Origin of the sequence: Pseudoalteromonas sp. (assembly GCF_041629635.1) — a bacterium.
GTDB lineage: Bacteria > Pseudomonadota > Gammaproteobacteria > Enterobacterales > Alteromonadaceae > Pseudoalteromonas.
This window is the reverse complement of sequence record NZ_JBFKMX010000010.1, coordinates 1-26,325: the sequence shown is the minus strand read 5'-3', so window position 1 is coordinate 26,325 and position 26,325 is coordinate 1. Positions and strand designations below refer to the sequence as shown.

Annotated in this window: 23 protein-coding genes; 14 read left to right on the top strand and 9 right to left on the bottom strand. The window is 36.7% G+C overall.

What is annotated here, in order from left to right; genetic code table 11:
* Nucleotides 1-9: 9 nt before the first annotated feature.
* The gene (locus ABYD77_RS02775; RefSeq protein ID WP_372766787.1) at nucleotides 10-1,215 is read right to left on the bottom strand and encodes an aspartate aminotransferase family protein; all 1,206 of its coding nucleotides are present in this window, start codon (nucleotides 1,213-1,215) and stop codon (nucleotides 10-12) included.
* A 138-nt stretch (nucleotides 1,216-1,353) separates the two neighbouring features.
* Here ABYD77_RS02775 and ABYD77_RS02770 point away from each other — a divergent pair, with 138 nt between their 5' ends.
* Nucleotides 1,354-1,782 (top strand): Lrp/AsnC family transcriptional regulator, encoded by a 429-nt coding sequence (locus ABYD77_RS02770; RefSeq protein WP_372766843.1) that lies wholly within the window; start codon nucleotides 1,354-1,356, stop codon nucleotides 1,780-1,782.
* Nucleotides 1,783-1,901: 119 nt separating this feature from the next.
* On the opposite strand, the gene ABYD77_RS02765 is transcribed toward ABYD77_RS02770, so the two are convergent.
* The 4 genes from ABYD77_RS02765 to ABYD77_RS02750 all read right to left on the bottom strand — a co-directional run bounded on the left by ABYD77_RS02765 (nucleotide 1,902) and on the right by ABYD77_RS02750 (nucleotide 9,982).
* On the bottom strand, nucleotides 1,902-5,204 hold the full coding sequence (locus ABYD77_RS02765; RefSeq protein ID WP_372766785.1) for a methyl-accepting chemotaxis protein: 3,303 nt from the start codon (nucleotides 5,202-5,204) through the stop codon (nucleotides 1,902-1,904).
* Between the two features lie 151 nt (nucleotides 5,205-5,355).
* Nucleotides 5,356-5,808 carry a dihydroneopterin triphosphate diphosphatase gene (nudB, locus tag ABYD77_RS02760; protein ID WP_372766783.1) on the bottom strand — a complete coding sequence of 151 codons (453 nt, stop codon included), beginning with the start codon at nucleotides 5,806-5,808 and terminating at the stop codon, nucleotides 5,356-5,358.
* A 48-nt stretch (nucleotides 5,809-5,856) separates the two neighbouring features.
* The gene (locus tag ABYD77_RS02755; protein WP_372766781.1) at nucleotides 5,857-8,922 is read right to left on the bottom strand and encodes an efflux RND transporter permease subunit; all 3,066 of its coding nucleotides are present in this window, start codon (nucleotides 8,920-8,922) and stop codon (nucleotides 5,857-5,859) included.
* A gap of 1 nt (nucleotide 8,923) precedes the next feature.
* On the bottom strand, nucleotides 8,924-9,982 hold the full coding sequence (locus ABYD77_RS02750) for an efflux RND transporter periplasmic adaptor subunit (RefSeq protein WP_372766779.1): 1,059 nt from the start codon (nucleotides 9,980-9,982) through the stop codon (nucleotides 8,924-8,926).
* 102 nt (nucleotides 9,983-10,084) lie between these two features.
* Here ABYD77_RS02750 and ABYD77_RS02745 point away from each other — a divergent pair, with 102 nt between their 5' ends.
* The 5 genes from ABYD77_RS02745 (at nucleotide 10,085) to tsaB (ending at nucleotide 15,339) form a co-directional block, all read left to right on the top strand.
* Nucleotides 10,085-10,978, top strand: coding sequence for a LysR family transcriptional regulator (locus ABYD77_RS02745; RefSeq protein ID WP_372766777.1), 894 nt, complete (start codon nucleotides 10,085-10,087; stop codon nucleotides 10,976-10,978).
* Complete coding sequence (locus ABYD77_RS02740; RefSeq protein WP_372766775.1) at nucleotides 10,968-11,279, top strand: MGMT family protein; 312 nt, start codon at nucleotides 10,968-10,970, stop codon at nucleotides 11,277-11,279. The genes ABYD77_RS02745 and ABYD77_RS02740 overlap by 11 nt, the downstream gene beginning before the upstream one ends.
* 94 nt (nucleotides 11,280-11,373) lie before the next feature.
* Entirely contained in the window at nucleotides 11,374-12,459 is a 1,086-nt protein-coding gene (locus ABYD77_RS02735; RefSeq protein WP_372766773.1) for an HDOD domain-containing protein, read from the top strand.
* Between the two features lie 282 nt (nucleotides 12,460-12,741).
* On the top strand, nucleotides 12,742-14,655 hold the full coding sequence (locus ABYD77_RS02730; protein ID WP_372766771.1) for an ATP-dependent DNA helicase: 1,914 nt from the start codon (nucleotides 12,742-12,744) through the stop codon (nucleotides 14,653-14,655).
* A gap of 3 nt (nucleotides 14,656-14,658) precedes the next feature.
* Nucleotides 14,659-15,339: a tRNA (adenosine(37)-N6)-threonylcarbamoyltransferase complex dimerization subunit type 1 TsaB gene (gene tsaB, locus ABYD77_RS02725; RefSeq protein WP_372766769.1), complete on the top strand. Its 681-nt coding sequence runs from the start codon at nucleotides 14,659-14,661 to the stop codon at nucleotides 15,337-15,339.
* Between the two features lie 196 nt (nucleotides 15,340-15,535).
* On the opposite strand, the gene ABYD77_RS02720 is transcribed toward tsaB, so the two are convergent.
* Nucleotides 15,536-16,855 carry an alkaline phosphatase gene (locus ABYD77_RS02720; protein ID WP_372766767.1) on the bottom strand — a complete coding sequence of 440 codons (1,320 nt, stop codon included), beginning with the start codon at nucleotides 16,853-16,855 and terminating at the stop codon, nucleotides 15,536-15,538.
* Between the two features lie 78 nt (nucleotides 16,856-16,933).
* On the opposite strand from ABYD77_RS02720, the gene ABYD77_RS02715 reads away from it, so the two are divergent.
* The 3 genes from ABYD77_RS02715 (at nucleotide 16,934) to rnd (ending at nucleotide 20,758) form a co-directional block, all read left to right on the top strand.
* A complete protein-coding gene (locus tag ABYD77_RS02715; RefSeq protein ID WP_372766765.1) occupies nucleotides 16,934-17,785 on the top strand; it encodes an alpha/beta hydrolase in 852 nt (283 codons plus the stop codon).
* A gap of 131 nt (nucleotides 17,786-17,916) precedes the next feature.
* Entirely contained in the window at nucleotides 17,917-19,578 is a 1,662-nt protein-coding gene (gene fadD, locus ABYD77_RS02710) for a long-chain-fatty-acid--CoA ligase FadD (RefSeq protein ID WP_372766763.1), read from the top strand.
* A 58-nt stretch (nucleotides 19,579-19,636) separates the two neighbouring features.
* Nucleotides 19,637-20,758, top strand: coding sequence for a ribonuclease D (gene rnd, locus ABYD77_RS02705; protein WP_372766761.1), 1,122 nt, complete (start codon nucleotides 19,637-19,639; stop codon nucleotides 20,756-20,758).
* A 40-nt stretch (nucleotides 20,759-20,798) separates the two neighbouring features.
* On the opposite strand, the gene minE is transcribed toward rnd, so the two are convergent.
* Genes minE through minC form a run of 3 tightly spaced genes read right to left on the bottom strand, consistent with a single transcriptional unit; the run spans nucleotide 20,799 to nucleotide 22,578 of the window.
* Nucleotides 20,799-21,056 carry a cell division topological specificity factor MinE gene (minE, locus tag ABYD77_RS02700; RefSeq protein WP_372766759.1) on the bottom strand — a complete coding sequence of 86 codons (258 nt, stop codon included), beginning with the start codon at nucleotides 21,054-21,056 and terminating at the stop codon, nucleotides 20,799-20,801.
* Nucleotide 21,057: 1 nt separating this feature from the next.
* On the bottom strand, nucleotides 21,058-21,867 hold the full coding sequence (minD, locus tag ABYD77_RS02695; RefSeq protein ID WP_372766757.1) for a septum site-determining protein MinD: 810 nt from the start codon (nucleotides 21,865-21,867) through the stop codon (nucleotides 21,058-21,060).
* A 12-nt stretch (nucleotides 21,868-21,879) separates the two neighbouring features.
* Entirely contained in the window at nucleotides 21,880-22,578 is a 699-nt protein-coding gene (gene minC, locus ABYD77_RS02690; protein ID WP_372766755.1) for a septum site-determining protein MinC, read from the bottom strand.
* Between the two features lie 134 nt (nucleotides 22,579-22,712).
* Here minC and ABYD77_RS02685 point away from each other — a divergent pair, with 134 nt between their 5' ends.
* The 5 genes from ABYD77_RS02685 to ABYD77_RS02665 all read left to right on the top strand — a co-directional run.
* Nucleotides 22,713-22,991 carry a YcgL domain-containing protein gene (locus ABYD77_RS02685; protein WP_372766753.1) on the top strand — a complete coding sequence of 93 codons (279 nt, stop codon included), beginning with the start codon at nucleotides 22,713-22,715 and terminating at the stop codon, nucleotides 22,989-22,991.
* Nucleotides 22,991-24,007, top strand: coding sequence for a lytic transglycosylase domain-containing protein (locus tag ABYD77_RS02680; RefSeq protein WP_372766751.1), 1,017 nt, complete (start codon nucleotides 22,991-22,993; stop codon nucleotides 24,005-24,007). Before ABYD77_RS02685 ends, ABYD77_RS02680 begins: the two co-directional genes overlap by 1 nt.
* A gap of 117 nt (nucleotides 24,008-24,124) precedes the next feature.
* Complete coding sequence (locus ABYD77_RS02675) at nucleotides 24,125-24,625, top strand: YcgN family cysteine cluster protein (protein WP_274760429.1); 501 nt, start codon at nucleotides 24,125-24,127, stop codon at nucleotides 24,623-24,625.
* Nucleotides 24,625-25,128, top strand: a complete 504-nt coding sequence (locus tag ABYD77_RS02670; protein ID WP_372766749.1) for an RNA methyltransferase — start codon at nucleotides 24,625-24,627, stop codon at nucleotides 25,126-25,128. Before ABYD77_RS02675 ends, ABYD77_RS02670 begins: the two co-directional genes overlap by 1 nt.
* A 46-nt stretch (nucleotides 25,129-25,174) precedes the next feature.
* Nucleotides 25,175-26,325 (top strand): MipA/OmpV family protein (locus tag ABYD77_RS02665; protein WP_372766747.1); only part of this gene is annotated, 1,151 nt, incomplete at its 3' end.

Sequence of the window (26,325 nt, the reverse complement as noted above, 5' to 3'; positions counted from 1 at the left end):
GTAAAGTACTTAACCGTTAACTACCGCCGCAACTGCTTTCTCGAAACGAGCAAGGCCTTCAGCGATATCTTCATTTGGAATAACTAGCGATGGTGTAAAACGAACAACATCAACACCCGCAACTAATGCCATTAAACCGTTTTCTGCAGATGCATTTAAAAAATCACGCGAGCGACCTTTGTATTTATCGTTAAGTACCGCACCAAGTAATAGGCCTTTACCACGCACTTCACTGAATACGTCGTATTTTGCATTAATTGCTTCTAAACCTTCACGGAATAAAGCTTCTTTCGCTGAAACACCTTCCAGTACTTCTGCTTGATTAACAGTGTCAAAAGCGGCTTCTGCAACAGCACACGCTAATGGGTTACCGCCGTATGTTGAACCATGCGTACCAATTACTAGGTGTTTTGCAATTTCTGTTGTTGTGATCATCGCGCCAATAGGGAAACCACCACCCAGTGCTTTCGCAGTAGTTAGAATATCAGGTGTAACACCTAAACCTTGATAGGCGTAAAGCGAACCAGTACGACCAACACCTGTTTGCACTTCATCAAAAATAAGCAGAGCATTGTGTTTATTACAAAGTTCACGAACACCTTGAATAAACTCTGGTGTTGGTGAAATGATGCCACCTTCACCTTGCAATGGCTCAAGCATTACAGCACACGTATTATCGTCAATTAAAGATGCAAATGCCTCTAGGTCATTGTAATCACAATGTATGATATCACCTGGTTTTGGACCAAAGCCATCAGAATAAGCTGCTTGACCGCCGACAGTTACGGTAAAGAAAGTGCGGCCATGAAAGCCTTTATTGAATGCAATAATTTTTGACTTTTCTGCACCGTAATTATCAAGAGCAAAACGTCGTGCAAGTTTCAGTGCCGCTTCATTTGATTCAGCGCCAGAGTTTGCAAAATATACTTTATCAGCAAATGTTGACTCAACTAACTTATGAGCTAATCGTAATGCAGGCTCATTTGTCCATACATTTGAAAGGTGCCAAAGCTTATCCGCTTGAGTTTTTAATGCATTAACAAGGGCTGGGTGACAGTGGCCTAAGCAGTTAACAGCAATACCACCTGCAAAATCAATAAATTCATTGTTATCTTGATCCCACACTCGAGAACCTTCACCTTTAACAGGAATTACCGACGAAGGTGCGTAGTTAGGTACCATTACATCATCAAATAAAGCACGATTTACAGCCATTACTATTTCCTTAAACTTGTTCTTTAATTTATAAAATTATTTATTCATGCATTATTCGATTAATTCGTGCCATTTTGTAGTTTAAAAATAACCAAAATGACGATAATATTTATCAAAATGACCAAGTATATATTCAATATGTTAACTGATGCAGATAAAAGTTTAATTAGTGCGCTAAAAGAAAATGCACGACTAAGCGTTTCAGATTTAGCGAGAAAGCTTTCTTTGAGTCGCTCTACCATACAAAATCGTTTAGCTCGGCTGGAAAGTACAGGGGTCATTACAGGCTACAGTGTCAAACTTAGTGAGACATATTTACAAAATAGGGTGAGTGCCCATGTATCAATTAAAGTTAAACAAAAACTCACAACACAAACTAACCTCGAATTAAAGCGGTTTACGGCAATTACGCAGCTTTATGCAATTAGTGGGGAATATGACTTAATCGCGATTGTCGAAGAGGGATCTTTAGAGCAATTAAGTCATACCCTTGACTTAATTGGTAACCTCGATGGCGTAGAAAGAACGACCTCCTCAGTAATATTAGAAACAAAATTTAAACGGTAACACCAAAGTTTATTTTGATTTAAAGATTCGATACCTTTATTAAAAAGGGTAACTCCCTACTTTTAACGAGATGTGTAAGATCTTATCTGAACTAATTCAGTTTATTATTGCTACCACACTTAAGCATATGTTCTTTCATATATAAGTTGACCCGATAGGGGCTCAGACACATTGTTTTCCTCAACTGTTTTAAAGTAAGCTAAGAGCGAATCCATGTTTGTTGCACGTTCTGACATTAAGTTAGCTGCAGCCATGGTTTCTTCGGTAATTGCAGAGTTTTGTTGAACTATTTCTGCTAGACGTTGGACAACAACATCCACTTCTCTCAAACTGTTACTTTGATTGTTTGAACTTTCATTGATCAAATAAATACTTTGGTTAACTTCTTCAACCCTTTTTACAATTTGGTTTAATTTATCACCAGAAGACAAAGCTAGTTGACTTCCTAAATATACTTTTTCATTACTGTCATTAATAATATCTCTAATTTGTTTAGCAGACTTAGCACTGCGGCTAGCAAGTTCACGTACTTCGTTAGCAACCACTGCAAATCCTCGCCCATTTTCTCCGGCCCGAGCAGCTTCTACCGCCGCGTTTAAAGCAAGTAAGTTTGTTTGAAATGCCAAACCATCAATAACCTCGACAATTTCATTTATACTTTTACTAGATTTTTCAACATCTTCTATTGATTGCTGAGTTTGTTCTGAAAGTTTGCGACCTTGTTTTGCTGTTTGTGTTGCACAATTACTTTGTTCAACAGCACTTTTGGATTGCTCAACAACACCATAAACTTCATCTAACATATTTTTAGTCGATGCACTTGCTTGCTCTAGACTTGCAGCTTGCTCCTCTGTCCTTTCACTGATTTCTGTATTACTTATGGAAATTTCATAGGCACATTGCTTAACTTCTTCGGCTGTGAATTGTATTTTGCTTATTACATCGATTAACTGCTTTGTTGTCTGGTTTATATTTTGCTGGAGAAGATGGAAAATACCATTATAGTTTCCACACATTTGTTTAGTTAAATCTCCCTTGGCAAGTGCCTCGACACTCTGAGAAACTTCCTGTATTGCCTTAGACGTTGTTAATACAGCATCATTAATGTCATTCTTTAATTTTGCTAATTCACCTTTAAATTCAAGCTCAATAAATTGACTAAAATCGCCATTGCTCATTGCTTCAGCTACATTGCTGAGTGATAAAATAACTTCGTTAACACTGTCAACTGATTGATTTATATTAATTTTTAGTTCGTTTAGTTGTCCTTTCATCTGCGATTCTATTTGTTTTTTATAGTTACCATGGCTTATTCCATCCATAACAGCGCTTATTTCAATTATGGCATTGTTCACTGATTTAATACTGATGTTCACATCATTTCTCAGACGTGCAAATTGGCCTGTCATTTCACTTTCTACTTGAGAATTAAAATTCCCCTCGCTGACATTTGCCATCACAAAAGATATTTCATTGATAACAGTTGAAATGGTTAATATTGTTTGATTTATTTTTTGTTTAAGCCTATCAAGTTGACCATTTAACGGAACATTAATTTGAGCTTCTAAGTTACCATTACTTAACTCAGCCATAGCACTGTCAATCGTAGATATTGCATTATCGATGCTGGTTACTGATTGATTAATACCTTGTTTAAGTTCATCTAACTTGCCATGACAATCAATACTGACTTGCTGTTTAAAGTCACCTTGAGCCATGGATTTCATAACAAATACAATATCGTTTATAGCTAAATCTAAATTACTTAAGGTTGAATTTATATTGTCTTTTAGTGTGTTTAAGTCACCTGACATCGCTAATGAAATAGGTTTATCAAATTGACCTTGCGACATCGCATTTACCACAGCATTTAATTCACACATAGCGCTGTTTAAAGCTTCAGCACTGTCATTTGTAGCGCGTTTTAAAGAATCAAGTTCACCTTTACACTCAATAGTAATTCGCGCGTTAAAATTACCTTGAGAGAGTTGTTGCATAACCTCATTTGTTTCTGAAATCGAAGTTTGAAAACTGGCAAGTAAATTATTAAAAGCAAGAGCTGTTTCCCCAATTTCGTCATTATTGAGATTTTTTGTACGTTGTGAAAAATCACCAGTTTTTTCGACACTTTTCATTAAATGAGAAAGGTTTTTTATCGGTGCAGAAAGGAAGCTTGAAAACTTCGGAGCGACAATTGCTATTACCGCTATAACAAAAACTAAAACAAAAGTAAGCAGTATTGCTAGTTTATCAACTGCTGCAAAGGCTTCTTTTTCGTCAATTTCAGCGATTAAAGCCCAATTAACATCAAATAATTTCAGAGGTTGATATGAAGAAAGTACAGAATTACCATTGTAATCTTTAATTATCATTTGCCCGCTGATACCATCAAGAGCCCGCTTAACGGATATGGTATCTAACTTGCCTTTTTCTGGGAATTTAAACGAATTTATAACGGAATAATTTTGCGGGTCTAAATACGAATCAGAACGCATTAAGTTATCTGGACCAACCAAATAAGTTTCACCACTTGTTCCAAGACCATCACGCTCACTCATAATGGTATTTAACGCGTCAATTGACAGTTGAAAAATCAATGTTGCTTTTGAATTAATTGGCGTTGCAACAAAACTCGCTGGTGCATTATATGATGGGTAGTAAGTTTGATAGTCACTGAAGGTAACGCTTTCAGCTTTTGAAAGTGTTCTTGCTTTTTTAAACACAGTTGCTAGGTTGCTATCTTTATAAGGGCCACTCAACAACGATGTTGCAAAATCGAGCTCCTTATAGACGGAATAAATAATATCGCCAGAATCATTATCAACTATAAATAAGTCGTAAAATTCATAGTATTCGATAAGTTTTGTAAAGTAATCATGATAGAGATTATGGGCTTTATCATAATCATCATTAGCAGAACTTTGTTTAAGTAATTGTTTACTGCCTATTGGGTGAGTATTTCGTGTAATAAAACGGGTTTGCAGTGCAATTGCTTTATCATCCAATGCAGTTAAATCAATTTCTAAATTTTTAGCAGTGTTATTACTTTTCTTAAATTCATTAAAAAATGTATTTTGGTAGTATTGTTCAACGGCAGCACGAGAATAATTTGTTGTACTCACTTGTTCATAACTATCAATAAAGTCGGAAGCAGCGTTTTGTGTTGTTGGATTTAATGCTGTGGTGATTAGCTTATACTCAACCTGCTTAAAATAACGTTCCAAAGCACTTTGTTTAATACTACTAATCGCAGATAACTGATTGTAAACTTGTTGCTTTATAGAATTAGCTGAATTGAAATATGAAAGTACAAATACAATCAGCAATGGAATAACTGCTGCAATCAAAAAGGAAAGTGTTAGTTTTTTTGATAAATTTAAGTTTTCAAAGCGTTGGCGTAAAGATTTTGGTAACGAATTCATAACCATCCTTAGTTCAAGTCCACTAATTAGCTTTATTAATTCAAATAATCGAATTAAATCATCGCTAAAGTCTATGACAAATTTTAGCTAACGCAATTTAATTTGTACCTGTTATGGTGTTTTGTATGCTCTAAATAATAAAAAGTGGTGATTATTCTTTACGCTTTTTACTTTTAAATAGTAATGCAACGGCATTTTTATTCGTTTCAGATGTAATTAATTGAAGTGCATTTTGATACGTAAGCCATTTGAAATTTAAATGTTCTTTTGGGGCGAGTTTGATTTGTGTTTGGCTGTCTACTTTAAGATGAAAAACATATTCGGTATTTAGATAATTTCCTTTTTCATATCTAAAACGCCAGTCTTCTCTTATTTCGTATTGATTAGTGATGTTGAGAGGTACTATTTCATAACCTGAAGCTTCACAATCAATGCCAGTTTCCTCTAATACTTCGCGATAGGCGCATTCTAGCGCCGTCTCATTTTGTTCAATGCCACCGGTTACAGATTGCCAAAATGTTGTGTCATCAGCACGTTGAATTAACAGAAATTCATTGTGTGAATTTTCAATAACTACAAGCACTGAGAATGGTCTTTTTAGCATAGGTATACTGCAATTTACGTTTTTTGCAGTATACCTAATTTAATATTTTTAGGCAGATTTTACCTTAAACACTAAACTGTAAAGGGCTGGGATAACTAATAATGTCAACACAGTAGCAAAACCTAAGCCGAACATAATTGTAACTGCCATTGATTTAAAAAAGACATCAAATAACAGCGGGATCATACCTAAAATTGTAGTAATTGCTGCCATTGAAACCGGTCTTAATCTACTTAAAGCCGAGTGGTATAGAGCAGTGTAAGGTGCTTTATTTTGGGATAGCTCTAATTCAATTTGATCCATAAGTACGATGCCATTTTTGATTAACATGCCAGACAAACTGAGTAACCCAAGTAAAGCCATAAAACTAAATGGGCTATTCATGGTAAACAAACCAATTGTCACACCAATAACAGCTAATGGTACTGTTGCCCAAATAATAAGTGGCTTTTTAATTGAATTAAATAACAAAACAGTAATGATAAACATCACTAGGTAACCAAGTGGCAAGGAGCCAAAAATAGCTTTTTGCGCTTTCGATGCGGATTCGAATTCGCCGCCCCACTCAAGGTGATACCCTTGCGGAAGTTGAATATCTTCTATCAATGGTTTTACACGTTTTAATAAGTTAGCCGCAGTTTCATCGCCTAAAATATTCGGGTCTGCCATAACTGTTATAGTGCGCTTTCTATCACGACGTAATATAAGGTTGTTCTCCCACTCTGTATTAAAGCCATCAACAATTTGTTCAATTGGCACATAAACACCCAGTGTTGGACTAAAAATTTGTAAGTCATATAGTGAATCAACATTAAGACGCTCAGATGCAGGCGAACGGGCAATAATCGGAAGCATGCGTGTGCCCTCACGATATAAGCCTACTTTACGACCTGACAAGGTTGTAAGTAACAAATTATCTAAATCAGACTTACTGATCCCTAAACGGCGCGCTTTTTGTTCATTAAACTGAGGGCGAATGACTTTAGTTAATTCGCGCCAGTCATGTCTGATATTGTAAGCTTTGCCTTCATTATTAAGAATTTCAATCGCCTGATCTGCTAAATTGCGTAACACTTTTGGCTCATGACCTTGGAAACGCGCCTCTATTTTTGCATCTGTTGATGGACCAATTTCCATACGTTTTAATTTAATAAATGCATTGTGTAAGTTATCAGCTGCATATTCACGTATTTCTGCGAGTATTGCGTTGAGCGATTGTAAATCAGTAGTGCGAACGATCAATTGCCCATAGGCTGGGTGAATTTTTTCTGGTGCATAAGTTAACATAAAGCGCGGGGCACCTTGTCCTACCGTGCTGGTTACTTCAACTACTTGGGGTTTTGCTAATAAATACTGTTCTAGCTTGGCAATGTCTTGCTCTGTGGCACGAATATCAGAACCTTGATAACGCCAGTAATCAAGATAAAACATGGGGGTATTTGAAGGTGGGAAAAATGACTGTTTAACATTACCAAATAATACCAATGCACCAAGCAAAGAAATTAGCATAAAACTGATCGTTGTTTTTGGCCAGGCTAATACTGTTTTTAATAATTTGCCATAAATAACAAATAGTTTGCCTTTATATAGCTCATCAGCATCCACCTTGTTATCACTTTGATTGTTTGTCGCTTCTTGCTTAAATAACACACTTGCTAAGAAAGGGGTTACCGTAATAGCGGTTATCCAACTAAGTAGCAGTGAAATTAATAATACGTAAAAAAGACTTCCGGCAAATTCGCCGGTTGCATCTGAACTTAAACCTATTGGAGCAAACGCAGTAATTGCAATTACAGTAGCACCAAGCAACGGCCACTTTGTTTGATCAACAATACTATTTGCTGCCTTTACTTTGCTGTAGCCTTTTTTCAAACCTACTAAAATGCCTTCAGTAATGACAATGGCATTATCCACAAGCATACCAAGGGCTATAATAAGTGCTCCAAGCGAGATCCTTTGCAAATCAATTTGTTGCATCATCATAAAAATAAAGGTACCAAATACCGTGATTAGTAAAACAGCACCAATTAATAAACCACTTCGTAACCCCATAAAAAGCAGCAATACAGCGATTACTATTGATACCGCTTGGACAAGGGATGTAATAAAATCATCTACCGATTTTTCTACTTCTTTTGGTTGGTTGTAGAGTGTATTAATCTCAATGCCATATGGGCGTTGATATTCAAGTGACGCTAAGTGGTTTGTTAATTTATTACCAATTTCAACAACGTTCACGCCAGATGCAAAGGAAACACCCAGTAATAACGTCTGTTTACCAGCATAATGAGTAGGGTTATCTGGGATTTCAGCGTACTCGCGCTTTACTGTAGCCACATCACCTAAATAAATAATTTCTTTCGCGCCAGGCTTTGAAATAAGTAAATCTTCGAGTTCAGAAACGTTCTTAAATTCACCTGTAGGATGAAGACGGATTGATTCGCCCTCAATAGTCACTTTACCTGCATTTGATACTGTATTTTGATTTTGTAGTAACTGGTAAATAACGTTGGCAGAAATTCCAAGTTGTGCCAATTTATGGCTAGATATTTCCACAGTAACTTGCGGTTTTTGCTCACCAGCTACCGTTACTTTACCAACACCATCTACCAGTACCAGTTCACGTCGTAAATAATCAACGTAATTTTCTAATTCTTCATAGGAATAATCGTCACCGCTAATAGAGTAAAGCACACCATAAACATCGCCAAAGTCATCCATTACTTTTGAAGGATAAACGCCTGCTGGTAAGGAAGGTGATAAGTCATTAATTTTACGACGCAGTTCATCCCAAACTTGCCTAAGTTGTTCTTTGCGATAGGTACTTTTCATTTCTACCGTGATTTGAGATAAACCAGGAGAGGAAATTGACGTTACATAATCCACATAAGGTAATTGCTGAATCACATTTTCAATTGGGTAGGTAACTTCTTGTTCAACCTGTTCCGGTGATGCGCCAGGGTAACTGGTTATTACCATGGCTTTTTTTAATGTAAATTCTGGATCTTCCAAACGCCCCAATTGTTGATAAGAGAAATAGCCACCAAATAATAAAATTAGGGTAAATAGCCAACTTATCGTTCGCTTTTCAATTGATAACTGTGCAATGTTCATTTTATAGGCCTCGTTCTTTTGTCCAAGGACGAACATTGCTTTGTGCTGTTAAATGATGAACACCTGCACTGACAATTTGATCTCCCGGATTTAGGCCGTCATTTATCTCAATACCACTTTTATGGATTTCACCAAGCACTACTTTTACTTTTTCTAGTTTGCCATCGTTGTAGCGCCAAACAAATGAATCTTCACTTGCGTCACTAAAAACAGCGGTTGTTGGAATAGTAAATTTACGTTGATTTGAATAAAACACTTTATTTAAATCAATCAACACATTTCCTGTCATACCGGCAAGTAAGTTAAAATCTGTTGGCAGGGGCAGTGTAAATACCACACGATAACTTAAGGTAAGTGGATCAGCCTGTGTATCCCATTCTTTTAGCGATAATTCATATGACTTATTCGGGTAGCTATCAAAAACGACATTGGGTTTGTAAGTCGTATTTTTATCAACGCGAGCAACTAATTTTTCAGGAATTTGAATTGTAACATCCATTAAATCACGTGTTTCAATTCGCATAATGTTTTGCTTGGCGACAACACTCTCAAAGTTTTTGATAAATACTTTACTGATTGTGCCTGCAAAAGGTGCTCTTAGCACTGTGTACTCTAAATCAGTTTGTGCTTTTTCAAGCGCTGATAATGCAACTTGCATATTGGCTTTTGCTTGGTCAAGTTCTGATTGTGATGCAATACCTTTTGTTTTGAGTGTTTCTGTTCGCTCAAGCTGGTTTTTTGCAAGTTTGTAACGTGCCTCACGGTCACTGAGTTGTAGTTTAAAGTCTTCGGGGTCTAACTTTGCTAAGATTTGGCCTTTTTCAACAGATTGTCCAGCAAGTGTTGGAAATGACATAAGCTCACCATTAACTCGAAATGATAAATATGAGCCTTGATTCGCTTCGACTTTTGCTGGAAAACGGCGAATATTGCTACTACCCGTATTTGGCACAGTAAAAAGTTTAACTGGGCGAGAAATTGTACTTTTGGTGATTTCTGGCTGAGGGTCTTTACAAGCAGTGATCAAAATTGCAGGTAACAAGAGTAAGAGGGCGCGCATCTACTTATCCAAAAAGAAATTATTAATAAACTATAGCCAGAATAACCAAAGGCTATGTAAAATTATATTTATTAAATATTACGAACTGTATAAGTTAAACTTATGAAGATTACGCAGTTAACAATTTTAGATGCCATTGTCACATCAGATAGTTTGAAACAAGCAGCAGAAAAGTGTCATAAAACACAGCCCGCGCTTACTATGGCAATGCAAAAGTTAGAAGAAGAGGTTGGTTTTACATTAATAGACCGTTCTGGATATCGTCTTAAATTAACAGAGGCAGGTGAGAGGTTTTATAAACAAGCAAAAAGAGTACTAACAAGCTGTGATGAGCTAAATAAAGTAAGTTCTACTTTGGCTTTAGGTTATGAGCCTAAAATATGCATTGCTTACGAGCAACTCGGTGGTGATGCACGCATTAATCAGTTACTCGGTAAAGTCATTCAACAATTTCCTGCCACGCAATTCGAAATATTAGGTGGTTCACGTTTTAAAGCGATTGAAAAACTCTCTAAGGGTGAGGTTGATATCGGTATTGGTCCTTGGTTTGATATATTTCACGCATCGGGCGATTTTCAGAGTATTCAATTAAAACCCATCGAAGTCATTTTAGTTGCCTCACCCAGTGTGTTACCCAATGGAAAATCGAGATTGTTGAGTAGAGAGCTTGATGCAATTCCAAGCCTAACCCTTAAACCAACCGAATTACCTTTTGATGATGACAAACTTTCTTTTGCAAAGGGATCGCAAGTTGTTATGGTAGAAGAATTGGCAACATTAAGGTCTATGTTGTTACAAGGTGTCGGCTGGGGGTTAGCGGCTAAGCATTTTTGTAGTAATGAACTTGCTTCAGGCGAGCTTGTACAAATAGAGCTCATTGATGGCGAAGATCAGTTTCATTCAGAACTTAGAGCATTTAGAAGTAATAGTAACTTTTATGGTCCAGTCGCAACAACTATTTGGCAAGGATTAAAGCGGTTATATCATGACAAATGATGAAAAACGCGATGCAATTTTGCTTGTTATTGCATCGATACCAAAGGGTCAAGTCGCAACCTATGGCAGTGTAGCAGAAATGGCTTCATTAAAAGGGCATGCGCGTTTTGTTGGGACAATTTTAAAAAAATTGCCAACAGGTAGTAAAATTCCGTGGTTTAGGGTCATTAATTCGCAAGGTAAAATAAGTTTTCCTGAAAACAGTGACAAATATTTAGAACAAAAAAACTGCCTAGAAAAGGAAGGTGTGATAATTACAAAAAATAAAATCAATCTAAATCATTACCTATGGCAACCATAATAAGTTTAATTGATCAATCATTTAAACACTTACAATTTATTCAGTTTGTGTAAAATAGAGTTACAATTAATGAAATCATTTGTGACAATGACGTATGTTTAAAAAATTAATATCAAAGGCTTTCCCATCGTTAAAACAAGAAGTTGAAGCCAATCATTTCTTTTTCGAAAATGAAAAATCAAAAATGAGCAACCATGATGTGCAGACGCTTCATGAACAACAAATAGTCACACCAAATGAATCTTTAAAAACACCTGCACAAGTGCTTCAAGATAACTATTATGAATTACTGTTTAATTCCCCGCTAACTAGAGTTCACAATGACCCTATTAGTGATTTAATTGAAAATAAAATACTACAAATATTACGCCAACCAAAAGAAATTATCGCGTCTTTGCCCGTTGTGCCCAGTTCACTTAACGAAGTTATAAATACACTGAATTCCTCAGACTTTAATGTCGATAAACTCGTAGATTTAATTAGTGCAGATCCGATTATTGCAGCAAAAGTCGTTGAGCTAGCAAATTCAAGTTTCTACAACCGAAGTAATAAACCAATTTCTGATATAAAAAATGCGTTTATGTTACTTGGTCAAAAAGGTCTAACAGAAGGGGTGATAAATGGTTTTATTACTCAGATGGTTCCAAGTGCCCAAATATATTATAAAAATTATGGTAAAAATTTATGGTTACATAGCCAATTGACAGGCAAAGTCAGTAAGCAATTTGTTGCAAAAGAGAACCTTAATTCTGAAGAAGCGTACTTAGTTGGGCTACTTATGAATTTAGGAAATATGGTTATATTTCAATTGATGATAGATGCATTTGCCAGCGTCTGTCCAGATTCACAGCCTAATGTAATGAATATCAAGCGTTTGATGGATTCATATGGACCTCGATTGACTTTAGATATAGCGAAACTTTGGCAATTTCCAAGGAATATCTTAGAAGCATTAGCAGTACAAATCAAAATTAACGATAAACAAAGCTTAATTTCTTTAAAGAAAAAGTACCCAATAGGAGCGTTTGTTTTTGAAGCAAATCAATTGGCAATGTTATCCATATTAATAATGCATACTAAGCTTAGCCTAGATGAGTTAGATATAGACAAAGCACTTATTGTTACTTGTAATAGAGAAGCCGTTATCGACCTAATTCATGCTCTCGGTTCGTCCATTTAACCAAAATCAGATAAATGTATATATATCAAAAATCTACTTAAAGATTGAGTGGAGTGTGCATATACTTATGTATTATTTTAATTGTGATCGCGACGTTACTTTTTTGAATAGTCATAAGTTTATTCAAATTCAAAGATTGTTAAAGTGAATAACGATTAGCGTTATCTACTCAAAGTTCATAAACAATACTCTGCGGTGTTTCTAAACAACCTAGATTTCACACTTGTTGAACCAACATTAAATCGCTACACTTCCAGCCATTCTTAATATTCCTGCCTGTTAATGTACAATATCGATACTTTGTTTGGTCTATCTGGTCCTTTTGCGCTTGCTATAAAAGGATATGCCCCGCGAAAGCCACAAATTGATATGGCTAAATCAGTTGCCAATGCAATTAAGCATGATAAACAGGCTATTGTTGAGGCAGGTACAGGTACAGGCAAAACATTTGCTTATTTAGTTCCTGCGTTACTTTCTGATAAAAAAGTCATGGTATCGACAGGTTCAAAAGCACTGCAAGAACAATTGTTCCATCGTGATTTACCTACGCTAAAAAAAATCCTTGGTAAAGGTAAGAAAATAGCGCTACTGAAAGGGCGCTCAAACTATTTATGTATTGAGCGTTTAAATCAGCATGTTACACATGTACCGGTTGACGATCCTGATGTGATGCATCAATTAGCAATGGTTGCCAAGTTTTCAGGTGAAACCCGCTCAGGGGATATGGCCGACTGTAGTGGCATTGAAGAAGATGCCAAAGTACTGCCTTATGTTACCTCAACAGCTGATAACTGTTTAGGTAAAGAATGTCCTTCGTTTCAAGATTGTTTTGTCAGAAAAGCCAGAATAAAAGCAATTGAATCAGACTTAGTAGTTGTGAATCATCATTTGTTTTTAGCTGATGCGGTAGTAAAAGAGTCAGGTTTTGGTGAACTAATCCCTAATGTAAATTGTTATATTTTTGATGAAGCACATCAGTTACCTAATATTGCCTCAGAATATTTTGCCAGCCGTGTTAGCACCAGAATGGTGATAGAGCTCGTCCGTGATATTCGCTTAGTTTACCGTGCGGAAGTGTTCGATATGATCCAGCTTGGCAAAACAATTGATAAACTTGAAACCGCAGTGTGGGATTTACGTTTACAATTTCCAAGTGAAAGTCAGCGCGGTGATTGGCAACAAATGATTAAACAGCCAAATGTTTACCGTGCTATTGAACGTGTGATTAATGACATTAGTTTTCTCTATCAAGTACTAAAACTCTGTTTAGAAAGAAGTGATAAAATAGAAAAGTTATTTGAGCGTACCGCAAGCCTCAAAGGGCAGCTAGAAACTATGTATGAGGCGCAAAAACCAGGGTATAGTTTTTGGTATGAAACAACAAAACGTCATCTTACTTTTAGTATCACACCATTAAATGTCTCTGAACGTTTCAGAGCACTAGTAGAGAATGCAAGATCTAGCTGGATTTTTACTTCTGCAACACTTGCTGTTAATGGCGATTTAACGCATTTTGCTAATGATCTTGGTTTAAGTACCTCAATAATGGAAGTTTATGACAGCCCATTTGATTACGAAAACCAGGCGATGTTATGCATACCGCGTTACTTACCTGAGCCAAGTAAATCTGAAATGGGCTTTTCAATAGTAAGTATTGCAAAACAAATGATTAAAGCTGCAAAAGGTCGATGCTTTATCCTTTTTACAAGCTATCGCATGCTTAATTTAGTTGCAGATGGGTTAGCACACAGTGTGGAGTATCCTTTATTAGTGCAAGGCCAAGCGTCAAAACGTATATTGCTTGAAAAGTTTGTTATGCATGGCAATTCGGTTTTGCTTGGTACTGCATCTTTTTGGGAAGGTGTCGATGTGCGAGGTGATGCATTATCTTGTGTTATTATTGATAAGTTACCCTTTGCGGCTCCGGATGACCCACTTCTTCAAGCAAAAATGAAGTCACACAGTGGGCAAGGGCACGACCCTTTTTATTCGTTACAATTACCCAGTGCTGTAATCGCATTAAAACAAGGAGTTGGTCGATTAATACGTGACCAAAAAGACAAAGGCGTATTGGTAATTTGTGATAATCGCCTTGTTACACGTGAATATGGTAGAATCTTTCTTGCCAGTTTACCAAACATGGCGCGAACTCGTGATTTATCCAAGGCGTCAGAATTTTTAGAAGCAATTAAATAACTTATGACAAAAATACTTTTATTAGATGCGGCCACTGAGGCACTCTCTGTGGCATTAAGTTGTGATTTAGAAAATGCACATTTTGAAGTGTGCCCTCAGCAACACAGTCAAAAAATGTTACCGTTAATTGACTCCATCCTTAATAAGGGCAACGTTTCTTTAAGCGATTTAGATGCAATCGCATTTGGTAGAGGGCCTGGAAGTTTCACAGGTGTACGCGTAGGTGTTTCTGTAACCCAAGGGCTTTCATTTGCTGCTAACTTACCCGTTATAGGCATTTCTAACTTACAAATCATGGCCCAGCAGGCATTTGACAGCTTAGATGTTGATTATGTGATTGCCACAATTGATGCGCGTATGGGAGAGGTTTACTATGCAGAGTTTAAACGTGGCGAAAATGACCTTGCTGAATTTGCATCAAGCGAGCAAGTTTTAAAACCACAAGACCTTCAATTGCCGAGCATTGACGCATTAGTTGTTGGTACTGGTTGCCAAACTTACAGTGAATATTTTTCTGCCGATAATTTTACTATTAATAACGATATTACCTTACCAAATGCTCGTTTTATGGCAAAACAAGCAGAGCTGGAATTAGCACAGGGTAATACAGTTGCAGCAGCAGATGCGCAGCCTGTTTACGTGCGTGATACTGTTACTTGGAAAAAACTGCCGGGAAGAGAATAATACCAATTCAATCAAGTAGCTGATCATCCTAACGGACAAGATATCATTCAACTGTGTTAAAGTTTATCTATACAGAACAACTATATAAGAAATTTTGCATAGTTTCCATTTCATTAATAGAACGCTATGCCTGATCACCTACTTAACAAAATTGCTATAAGAAAATAAAAAGGGTGCGTTAAATGCACCCTAATTTTTAATGCTTAATAAAGTTGATTAACTTACTCGCAATTTCGGTATTATCGAGATGACCTCTAAATTCATCTGCACCTTTACCATACGCTAAAATAGGTACGTCAATTGCGGTATGACCTGAAGTTGTCCATCCGGTATTTGACGCTTGATTGATAAGCAATTTTACATGCTCAACAAGTTGCTCTTTAGCTGAGGTCTCGTCAGGTTTATCATTTTTAACCGCAACTACTTTATTTGCAAGTAACTCAGCTTGGTCTTTATCAAGGGAAATGGCTGTTTTATCCTGCCATGTAGCTAGTACATTCTCTGACTTTATTAATGCCTTAGCAAGTTTACTGCCACTTGCTTTGATGCCTTTAATCACATTTGTATGCCAAGAATAGTTACCATTAGATCCTAGTGTTAAGCCTCCAGTGCTGTGATCTGCCGTAACGACTAATAATGTATCTGGATTACTATCAACATAAAGCTTTGCTTTCCTAATCGCATTGGCAAAATCGTCCATTTCGGCCATGGCGCAAGCAATATCATTAGCGTGACCACACCAATCTATTTGTGAGCCCTCTAACATTACAAAGAAACCATTTTCTTTATATTTATCTAATAAAGAGAAGGTGTGCTCTGCCATATCACTAAGACGAGTAGGGTATTGATCAATCGCATAGGCAAATGCTGTTTCTTTAAATAAACCAATAGCAGGTAATGAATTTATGGTGTTTAACTTATCAAAATCACTTTCATAGTGATAACCAGCTTGTTTAAATTCACTGACTAAATCTCGATCTTCTCGGATAAAATATTTGTAACCACCACCAAGTAGTAAGTCTACAGCAAGTTTGCCATTTACTTTTACATCAATGTAATCGTCCGCAATTTCATTGTAATTACGTCGGTTTTCATTATGCGCAGCAAAACTTGCAGGTGTTGCGTGATTGATCTGTGACGTAGCAACCAGTGCAGTTGTTAAGCCTTTTGATTTAGCAATTTGCAGCATTGTTGTAAGTGGTTTTTTTTGAGTATCAACTGCAATAGCACCATTGTAGCTTTTGGTTGCGGTTGACAGAGCTGTTGCACCGGCAGCACTATCAGTAACTACTGTGTCATCATCAGGGCTCGTACTTGCCATTCCAACAAACAATTGATCAAAGATGGTACTTTCAACTTCTTTGGTTTTTGGGTTATCCATGTAGTAACGATAACCTGTCGTATAGGCAGGGCCCATACCATCACCAATCATATAAATTATATTTTTAGGCGCTTCGACATTTGCAATGGCAGTTGATGAAAATAACACTGCTGATGCAATTAAAGATTTTTTCATGTGTGTTTAGTTCTATGTTATTTTGGCGACAAACATAACGTATTTACAAGTTAAATAACATTTTTATCGGTGAATTCATTGCAACAAAATAGCTTCGAAACATTTTATCAGATCAATGAACTAACAATTGCGTGTCAAAGGTTACAAAACAATGCAACTAAGGTAATTGCTTTGCATGGTTGGCAAGATAACAGTAATTCTTTTGTACCTTTGATGAGTCAACTCTCACATTTTGATTGGTACGCAATTGATTTTCCAGGGCATGGCAAATCAGATTGGCGAAATAGCCAAGCACATTACTACTTTATTGATTATGTTGATGATGTGTTTAGATTAAAACAACAAATAGCAGCTAATGAACAGGTTATTATTATAGGCCATTCAATGGGGGCAATGGTTGCTAATCTTTTTGCTGCCTGTTTTCCAGAGCATGTTAAAGCAGTGATAGCAATTGAGGGCATTGCGTGTGTCACAACAGATGAAAATGAAGTGACAACACAATTAAAGAACGCCATATTAAATCGTACTGATAATAAACCCAAACGTGTATTTTCAAGTTTTGAACAAATAGTGAAAGCACGCATTGCCGTAAGTGATTTAAACAAACATCAAGCCTCATTGTTAATGGAAAGGAATGTAGAGAAAATAGAAACTGGTTATAAACTATGCACAGATCCAAAGCTGAAACATCACTCTGGGTTTCGTTTTACACCTAATCAGTGTATAGAAATGTGTAAAAATATTATAACACCAATGCTCGTCATAAAGGCAACAAATGGGTATTCTTTAGTAAATCAAGGTATTGAAATATATGGTAAATACATTTTAAAACTTATGGTTAACGAAATATCAGGTGGTCATCATTGTCATATAGAATTCCCTAATGAAGCGGCTAAACTGATTAACGTTTACGTAAACGAGATGTTTTAAATAGTTTGTATAACGTAACTAAATATGTGAATATTAGCGCTTTAGAGTATTTACTCAATTGTTAATTCGCCTTACATGAATTAAGGTTTAAGTTGAACACAAACAATAAATATAAATTATAGGAGCCTATCGTGGAAAAGATTTGGTTGAAGCGTTACCCAGCAGGAGTTCCTGCTGAAATAGATCCACAGCACTATGACTCCCTGCTTGAACTATTTGAAAAAAGCTTTCAAGATTATTCACAGCTTCCAGCCTTTGAAAACATGGGCAAAGTTTTCACATATCAGCAGATGGATGATGCGACACAGCGATTTGCTTCATATTTGCAAAATCAATTAGGTGTTAAAAAGGGTGATAAAGTTGCTGTAATGATGCCTAATTTATTACAAACACCTATTGCTATCCTTGGAACTCTACGAGCAGGGGCAACTGTTGTAAACGTAAACCCGCTTTACACTACACGAGAGCTTGAGCATCAACTTAATGATTCAGAGACCACAACCATCATTATCCTTGCTAATTTTGCACGTACTTTAGAAGAAGCTTTACCACAAACCAATGTTAAAAATATTGTCATTACGGAAATTGGTGACATGCTCGGGGGTGTGAAGAAACACTTAGTAAATTTTGTAGTAAAGCATTTAAAGAAAATGGTACCGGGTTATACATTACCAAATGTGATTGAATTTGCTGATGTTATGAAACAAGGCGATGCTACTAAGTATACTCGTCCAGAACTGACACAAGACTGCCTTGCATTTTTACAATATACCGGTGGTACAACGGGTGTATCAAAAGGTGCAATGCTAACCCATGGCAATATGGTAGCAAACCTTGAGCAAGTAACAGGTTGTTTAGACCCATTACTTAAGAAAGGTCAAGAAATGGTCGTTACAGCTTTACCGCTTTATCATATCTTTGCTCTGACAGCGAATTGCTTAACCTTTATGAAATATGGCGGCCATAACTTACTTATTACTAATCCGCGTGATATGCAGGGCTTTATCAAAGAACTTAAAGGGAAAAAGTTTACTGTAATGACAGGTGTTAACACCTTATTCAATGGCTTATTAAATTCATCGGGCTTTTCTGAACTTGATTTTTCATCACTCAAAATATCTCTCGGTGGTGGTATGGCTGTTCAACGACCTGTCGCTGAAAAATGGCAAAAGGTTACTGATTCTCGCTTAGTTGAAGGCTACGGTTTAACCGAGTGTGCACCACTTGTAACAGTAAGCCCGTATGATCTAGATGGCTTTAACGGTTCAATTGGTCTTCCTGCACCAAGCACTGAACTTAAAATTGTTAAAGAAGATGGCACAGAAGCTGGACTGGGTGAATCTGGTGAACTTTGGGTAAAAGGCCCACAAGTTATGAAGGGATATTATAACCGCCCAGAAGCGACAGCTGATTGTTTAAAAGACGGTTGGTTCGCAACAGGTGACGTTGCAAAATACGATGAAGAAGGTTTCTTCTATATTGTTGACCGTAAAAAAGACATGATAATTGTATCTGGTTTTAACGTGTTCCCTAACGAAGTAGAAGAAGTCGTTGCAATGCATGATGGTGTTCTCGAAGTTGCTGCAGTAGGTGTACCTCATGATGTTAGCGGTGAACAAGTTAAGATTTTTGTTGTGAAAAAAGACCAATCACTGACAGAAAAAGATATAATTAAACATTGTCGTGAAAACTTGACCAATTACAAAGTGCCTAAGTTTGTAGAATTCCGTGAGGATTTACCAAAAACTAACGTCGGTAAAATTTTAAGACGTGCACTTAAAGAAGCAAGTTAACGGGGTAACCCCAAATTATAAAAACCGGCATAAGCCGGTTTTTTTATGAGGAAAAGCAGTGCAGTACGCATTAATTACAGAACAAAAAAATCTCGATTTAGCCCTCAAGGACTATTCAACAAAGCCAATCCTTGCAATAGATACTGAATTTATGCGCCGTCGTACCTTGTATCCTGAGCTTGCATTACTGCAAATTTATGATGGCAATAATATAAGTCTAATTGATCCAACTGCCAATTTAGATTTATCAGGTTTTTGGCAATTAATGGAAAATACTAACGTTATTAAAGTATTACATTCCCCATCAGAAGATCTAGAAGTGTTTTCTCGCCATGGTAATTGCATTCCTAAACCGCTTTTTGACACACAATTTGCTTTAAGTTTACTTGGTGAGCGCAACTGTGTTGGGTTTGCCAATATGGTGGAAATGTTACTTGATGAGCAAATAGATAAAAGTGAATCACGCACCAATTGGTTACAAAGACCATTAACAAAAGCTCAGCTTGATTACGCGGCAGCTGACGTATTTTATTTAATGCCTTGCTATGAATTAATAGTCAATAAATTATCTGAGCAGAAACAAGCAATTGTTGTAAGCGAAAGCGAATTAATTGCAAATAAACGAGCTTACGATACTCCGCTAGAGTTAGCGTATCTTGATATAAAAAATGCATGGCAATTAAACCCGAAACAATTAGCTGTATTACAACAAGTAGCTGGCTGGCGTTTAAATCGTGCCCGTGAAAAAAACTTAGCGCTTAATTTCATTATCAAAGAATCCATTGTATTTGAGATTGCAAAGCAGCAACCAACCCATTTTGGTGCTTTAAAGCGTGTATGTGAAGGCGATCATGCACTTATTAATCGCTATGGTAAAACACTTATAAATTTAGTTAAACTTGGTCTTGAAAAAGATGAAAGTGAACATCCTGAAAAAATTAAACGTTTAATTGATTTTACTGGCTATAAAAAGTCACTGAAAGAAATGCGTGCAAAGTTAGAATTCATTGCAAATCAACATGATATTCCTCTTGATGCACTTGCTAGTAAAAAACAAATGAATCAATTAATTAGTTGGAAGTGGAAAGGGAAAAGTGAAGAGGCAGGTCAGTTGAAACCAGATCTAATGTGTTCTTGGCGTAAAGTAATAGTTCAAACAGATTTAAAAGAGTGGTTTTAAACTTGCTATAAAAAAGCCTGCATAAAGCAGGCTTTTTTAGTTATTTATCATCTGGTAAGGTAACATTCAGTTCCAATACAGCCAAATCATCTTCATTTTGCTCAAGTTGCACTTGCACTTGATCTTGTTGTATATCAACGTACTTGCGGATCACATCTAATATATCTTGTTTTAATTGCGGTAAATAATCCGGTGTACCACGACTAGAGCGCTCATGGGCAACAATGATTTGTAAACGTTCTTTTGCTAGACTTGCAGTTGTTTTCTTTTGCGAGCGAAAATAATCAAGTAATGACACATTAACCTCCAAATATCCGTTTAAGTAAGCCTTTTTTCTCAGCTTGTAAAAATCGGAAGTCAACTTTTTCACCAAGTAAACGGTCAATGGCATCAGAGTAAGCTTTGCCAGCGTCTGAATCTGAGTCAAGAATAACTGGTTGACCCGAGTTTGACGCATTTAAAACTGCTGTAGATTCTGGGATAACGCCTAATAAATCGATCGCAAGAATATCTTGTACATCTTCAACTGATAACATTTCACCTGAAGCAACACGCTCAGGGTTATAACGTGTTAAAAGAAGGTGTTCTTTCACATTTTCTAAGCCTTCTTCGGCGCGCTTAGATTTGCTTTGTAAAATACCCAAAATACGATCTGAATCTCTAACTGATGATACTTCTGGATTCGTTGTCACAATCGCTTCGTCGGCAAAATAAAGTGCCATCATAGCACCGGCTTCAATGCCTGCTGGTGAGTCACAAATAATAAAATCGAAATCTTTTTTCAATTCATTAAGTACAAGCTCAACCCCTTCTTTAGTAAGTGCATCTTTATCACGCGTTTGTGATGCCGGTAGGATAAATAGTTTTTCTACACGCTTATCTTTAATAAGTGCCTGATTTAAATTAGCCTCGTTGTTGATAACATTTACAAAGTCATATACAACACGTCGCTCACAACCCATAATTAAATCAAGATTACGAAGGCCAATATCAAAGTCGATAATTACCGTTTTGTAGCCTTTTAGCGCAAGGCCAGTACCAATTGCAGCACTTGATGTAGTTTTACCAACACCGCCTTTACCTGATGTGACAACAATAACTTTTGCCATGAAATTTATCCTTTAAACCAAAGCTGAAATTTTTAATGATTCGTTTTCTAATGAGATACATGCAGCATTGCCCCATGAATCACCTTGTAGTGCGTCGCTTAACCAGTAATTACCATTTATAGAGACCAGTTCAGCATTTAATTTTTGACAAAAAATCATTGACTCTTGACCTTTAGCGCCGGCAATTGCACGGCCTCTAAGTGTGCCATATACATGAATATTGCCATCAGCAATTACTTCAGCACCTGGGCTCACCGACCCTGTAATTATCAAATCACGATTTTTAGCATATACTTGCTGACCACCTCGCACATTTCCGCTGATAATTTGTGCGGGCACGAATATTTCTTTTTCTATGATTGAGGTATTTGCTGCAGCTTGTGGTTTTGCTTTTGGTGCTTGATCTTTGCTGTAGCTCATTAAGGATAATTTATGTAACTTAGCAGCCGTATTTTGTTCTTCTGTACCATTACAAACACCAACAGGGTTTAGCTGTAAATCAATTAAAGATTGTTTTAATTTAGCAAAGTCGACATGTTCGTTTGGAATGGTTTGCAAATTCACGACAATTGGCGCACCAAAGAAAAACTTTGGCACTTGAGCAATTTTTTCGTCCAGTTGGCTTATCAGTCCGTCAATATCGTTCTTAAATAAGTGCAACACTGACAGCGTAAAAAGGTTCCCTTTTAATTCAAAAATTTGTTCCGACATAATCTCAATTATTATTATAAAAATTACTGGCTGACTTTTCAAAAACCAAGCCGTTAAGCGCAATTTATCTCACTTTTATTGTATGCCATGGTATAGTGTGGCGCAGTGTTTCGCAAGAAGTAAAAGGTGATTGAATGCTTAGTGCAGTATATAAAAGTAAAAAAAAGGCTGATACCTATCTCTATGTTGAAAAAAGAGATGATTTTTCAAAAGTTCCGGAACCTTTAATGGCCACTTTTGGTCAACCAAGTTTTGTGATGTTAATCAATTTAGCTAAACGCGAAAAACTCGGTGTCGCTGATCTTGAAAAGGTTCAACAAGAGTTAACTGAAAAAGGTTTTTACCTACAGTTGCCGCCAAAGCAAGAAAGTTTATTAGATGAATTTAGAAAACAAAATGGAGTTTCTCAATAGTGTTAAAAAAACTCGCCCTAATCACAGCAAGTCTTATTTCGGTCTCTACCTTTGCAGATGAAGAGCAAGCAAAATTTAATCAATATGTTGCAGATTTAAAAGTGGAAGCAATTGAAAAAGGATATACAAAATCAATTGTTGAAGAAGCATTTACAACTATCTCTTTTAAGAAAAAAGTAATCAAGGCCGATAAAAACCAACCAGAAGTAAAAGAAACATTAGAAACATACTTACCAAAACGTGTTCCGCAGTGGAAAGTTGACAGAGCCCGTAAGTTATACAAAGAGAATCAAGAAGTACTAGAAAAAATTGCGAAACAATATGGAGTTCAGGCACGATTTATTGTCGCACTTTGGGGGCTTGAGAGTAACTTTGGTAAAATTCAGGGCTCGATTCCTGTCATTTCTTCAGTCGTTACCCTAGCTTATGATGGACGCCGTGAAGATATGTACAAACGGCAACTATGGGCTGCACTAACCATTTTAGAAGAAGGCCATATTAGTCTAGAACACTTTAAAGGCTCTTGGGCGGGTGCAATGGGCCAAACTCAGTTTATGCCAACCTCATTTAACGCTTATGCTGTTGACTACGACGGTGATGGTAAAAAAGACATTTGGCAAAATAAATATGATGCCTTTGCATCGATTGCTAACTACCTTAAAAAAGCAGGTTGGAATGATAATTTGACCTGGGGCCGACAAGTTTTATTACCAAATGAGTTTGATTCAAATCATATTTTGCAACGTGGCACACGTTCCCGTAAACAATGGCTTGAGAATTGGTCAAAGTCAGAACGAGATTTAGCTGCATGGCAACAGCTCGGGGTGAGACGTATTGATGGCTCTGACTTACCAAAAGTAGATATTAACGCTGCACTTGTGATGCCTGATGATAAAAACGGCCGTATGTATCTTGCTTATGATAATTATAAAGCATTAATGCATTGGAACCGTTCTTACTATTTTGCTACTTCTGTTGGATATTTATCTGACAGAATTGGTTACCCTAAAATCTAACCTCTTTTCAAATATACTGGCGCCAATTGCTTTATTTGGCGCCATTTCTTTCCTTCTTTAATTTCGCTTTTCTGATCTAACTAGCATAAAATAGGTGCCTTAAAATTAGGGGCACATATGTTAGAAGAAAAATTTTGGTTAAATAAATCGTTAGCCGAGATGAACGATGAAGAGTGGGAAGCAGTTTGCGACGGTTGTGGTAAATGCTGCTTACATACCTTTATTGATAGCGATGAACAAGACGACACCTTTGAAAGTACCGATGTGCTGCGAGAAGGGGAAGAAATCATTTATACCGCAATTGTCTGTCGATACCTTGATACCAAAAAATGTTTTTGCACGGAATATGAAAACCGCACCACTTTAGTACCCAGCTGTGTAAAACTGACGAAAGACAACATCGATAATATTTTCTTTATGCCACCAAGTTGCAGTTATCGTCGATTGCATGAAGGACGAGGCCTCGCGTCTTGGCATCCACTATTAAATAATGGTAGTAAAGCTGTTATGCATCGTATGGGCATTAGTGTAAAAGGGCGTGTGATGAAAGATAATCAAATCGATATGGAACTATTCGAAGATTACATTGCTGATTGGCCTAAAGAGGATCATGATTAATGTCGCGCATAGAAGTTTTGCTGATTAACCCCAAAAGCCCGACAAATGTCGGTGGGGTAATGCGTGCAGCAGGTTGTTATGGTGTTGAAAAGGTGCATTACACTGGTAACCGCTATGGATATGCTCAAAAATTCGCAACAGACACAAAGCAAAGAGTAGAAGAAATCCCACTACAGGCAATTAACGATATATCTGGACTGGTTAAGTCCGATACTAAAATAATTGCCGTTGAGTTAATTGATGGTGCAACACCATTACCGCATTTTTCACATCCAGAAAACGCAATTTATGTACTTGGACCTGAAGACGGTTCCATACGAAAAGATGTACTTATGTATTGCGATGATGTGGTGTATGTTCCTACCAATGGCTGTATGAATTTAGCTGCCACTGTTAATGTGGTACTTTATGATCGCTTAGCAAAAGCGTCTAATACAAATTACTCACGTGAGTTTTTGCTACAAAATAGAGATAACAACAATAAAATTACTTTTAGAAAATAGTCTATCGCTGTTTATTTAAAGCTAAAAGAACAAAAGGAGTTTAAAAATGTTTATAAAAACTAACATAGTGTGCTTTTTAGTTATGCTAGTTTCTTTTTGTTCTTTTAATCTTACCGCACAAGAGTTCGAAAAAGAGTGGGGTATAGGTGCAACTGTCAGGCAAGCAAGCATTCCCTTCAAAACACAAAGTGACAGCGTCAGTAGCTTTGTTCCTATGATGTTTTTTAAAAATGACCATTTTTATATTAAAGGTTTAGAAGCAGGCGCTTACCTACATTCGGATGAAAAACATCAATTTAATGCAATTACTAGAATGCGTTTTTTTGATATTCCCTTTGAGTATCAAAACCAAGTTCAAGGCGATACTTTTGACTTTGGGGCTCAATACAAATTTAACCTTGAGAACTCACAATACCTTGTAAGTGAGTTAATGACTGACTTAGAGGGAAACCCTTACCTTAATTTTGGTTATTTGTATAACTATAATAAAAATGCTTGGGATATAAATCTATCAACCACATTACGTTATAAAAGTGCATCATTTAACAGTCACTATTATGCACTAAACGACCTTACCAATGAAAAAATTGGTGCAGGTGCAGATTTAACAGTTAAAGCGGAAGGGCGTTATCACATAGTGAGAAATTTGTATTTGCTTGGCTCTGCGTCTGTTACTGCATTGGATGACAATGTGAAACATGCTAATGCAATTGTTGACTCATACTCTCATGAACTATTTCTAGGCTTTGCTTTTTTTAATAACAAACACACCGCGCCAAAAACGATAGATAACAATGCCTATTGGCGTGTCGCACATGGTTTTGCTACTCCTTCAAATATTGGTGATATCCTTCGCGGGAACAGTAAAAAAGATCCTTACAATAATCAATTAACCTCTTTATTTTATGGTCATCCATTAACAGATGATTTATTTGGCTTACCTTTGGATATATATCTCACTCCAGGTGTCGCATGGCATTGGCAGTCAGAAGTACAGTCCAACATTCAAGAATACGTTGTTGCAGTTAAAGCTTATTATACTTTGCCGTTACCATGGCAAATTCGCTTTGGTGTAGCAGAAGGGCTCAGTTATGTATCTAATGTGACATACATTGAGCGCTCAGAAATGGAAAGAAAAGGTTATCATCCTAGTGAGTTGATGAACTATTTAGATTTTTCGTTAGACATTAATTTAGG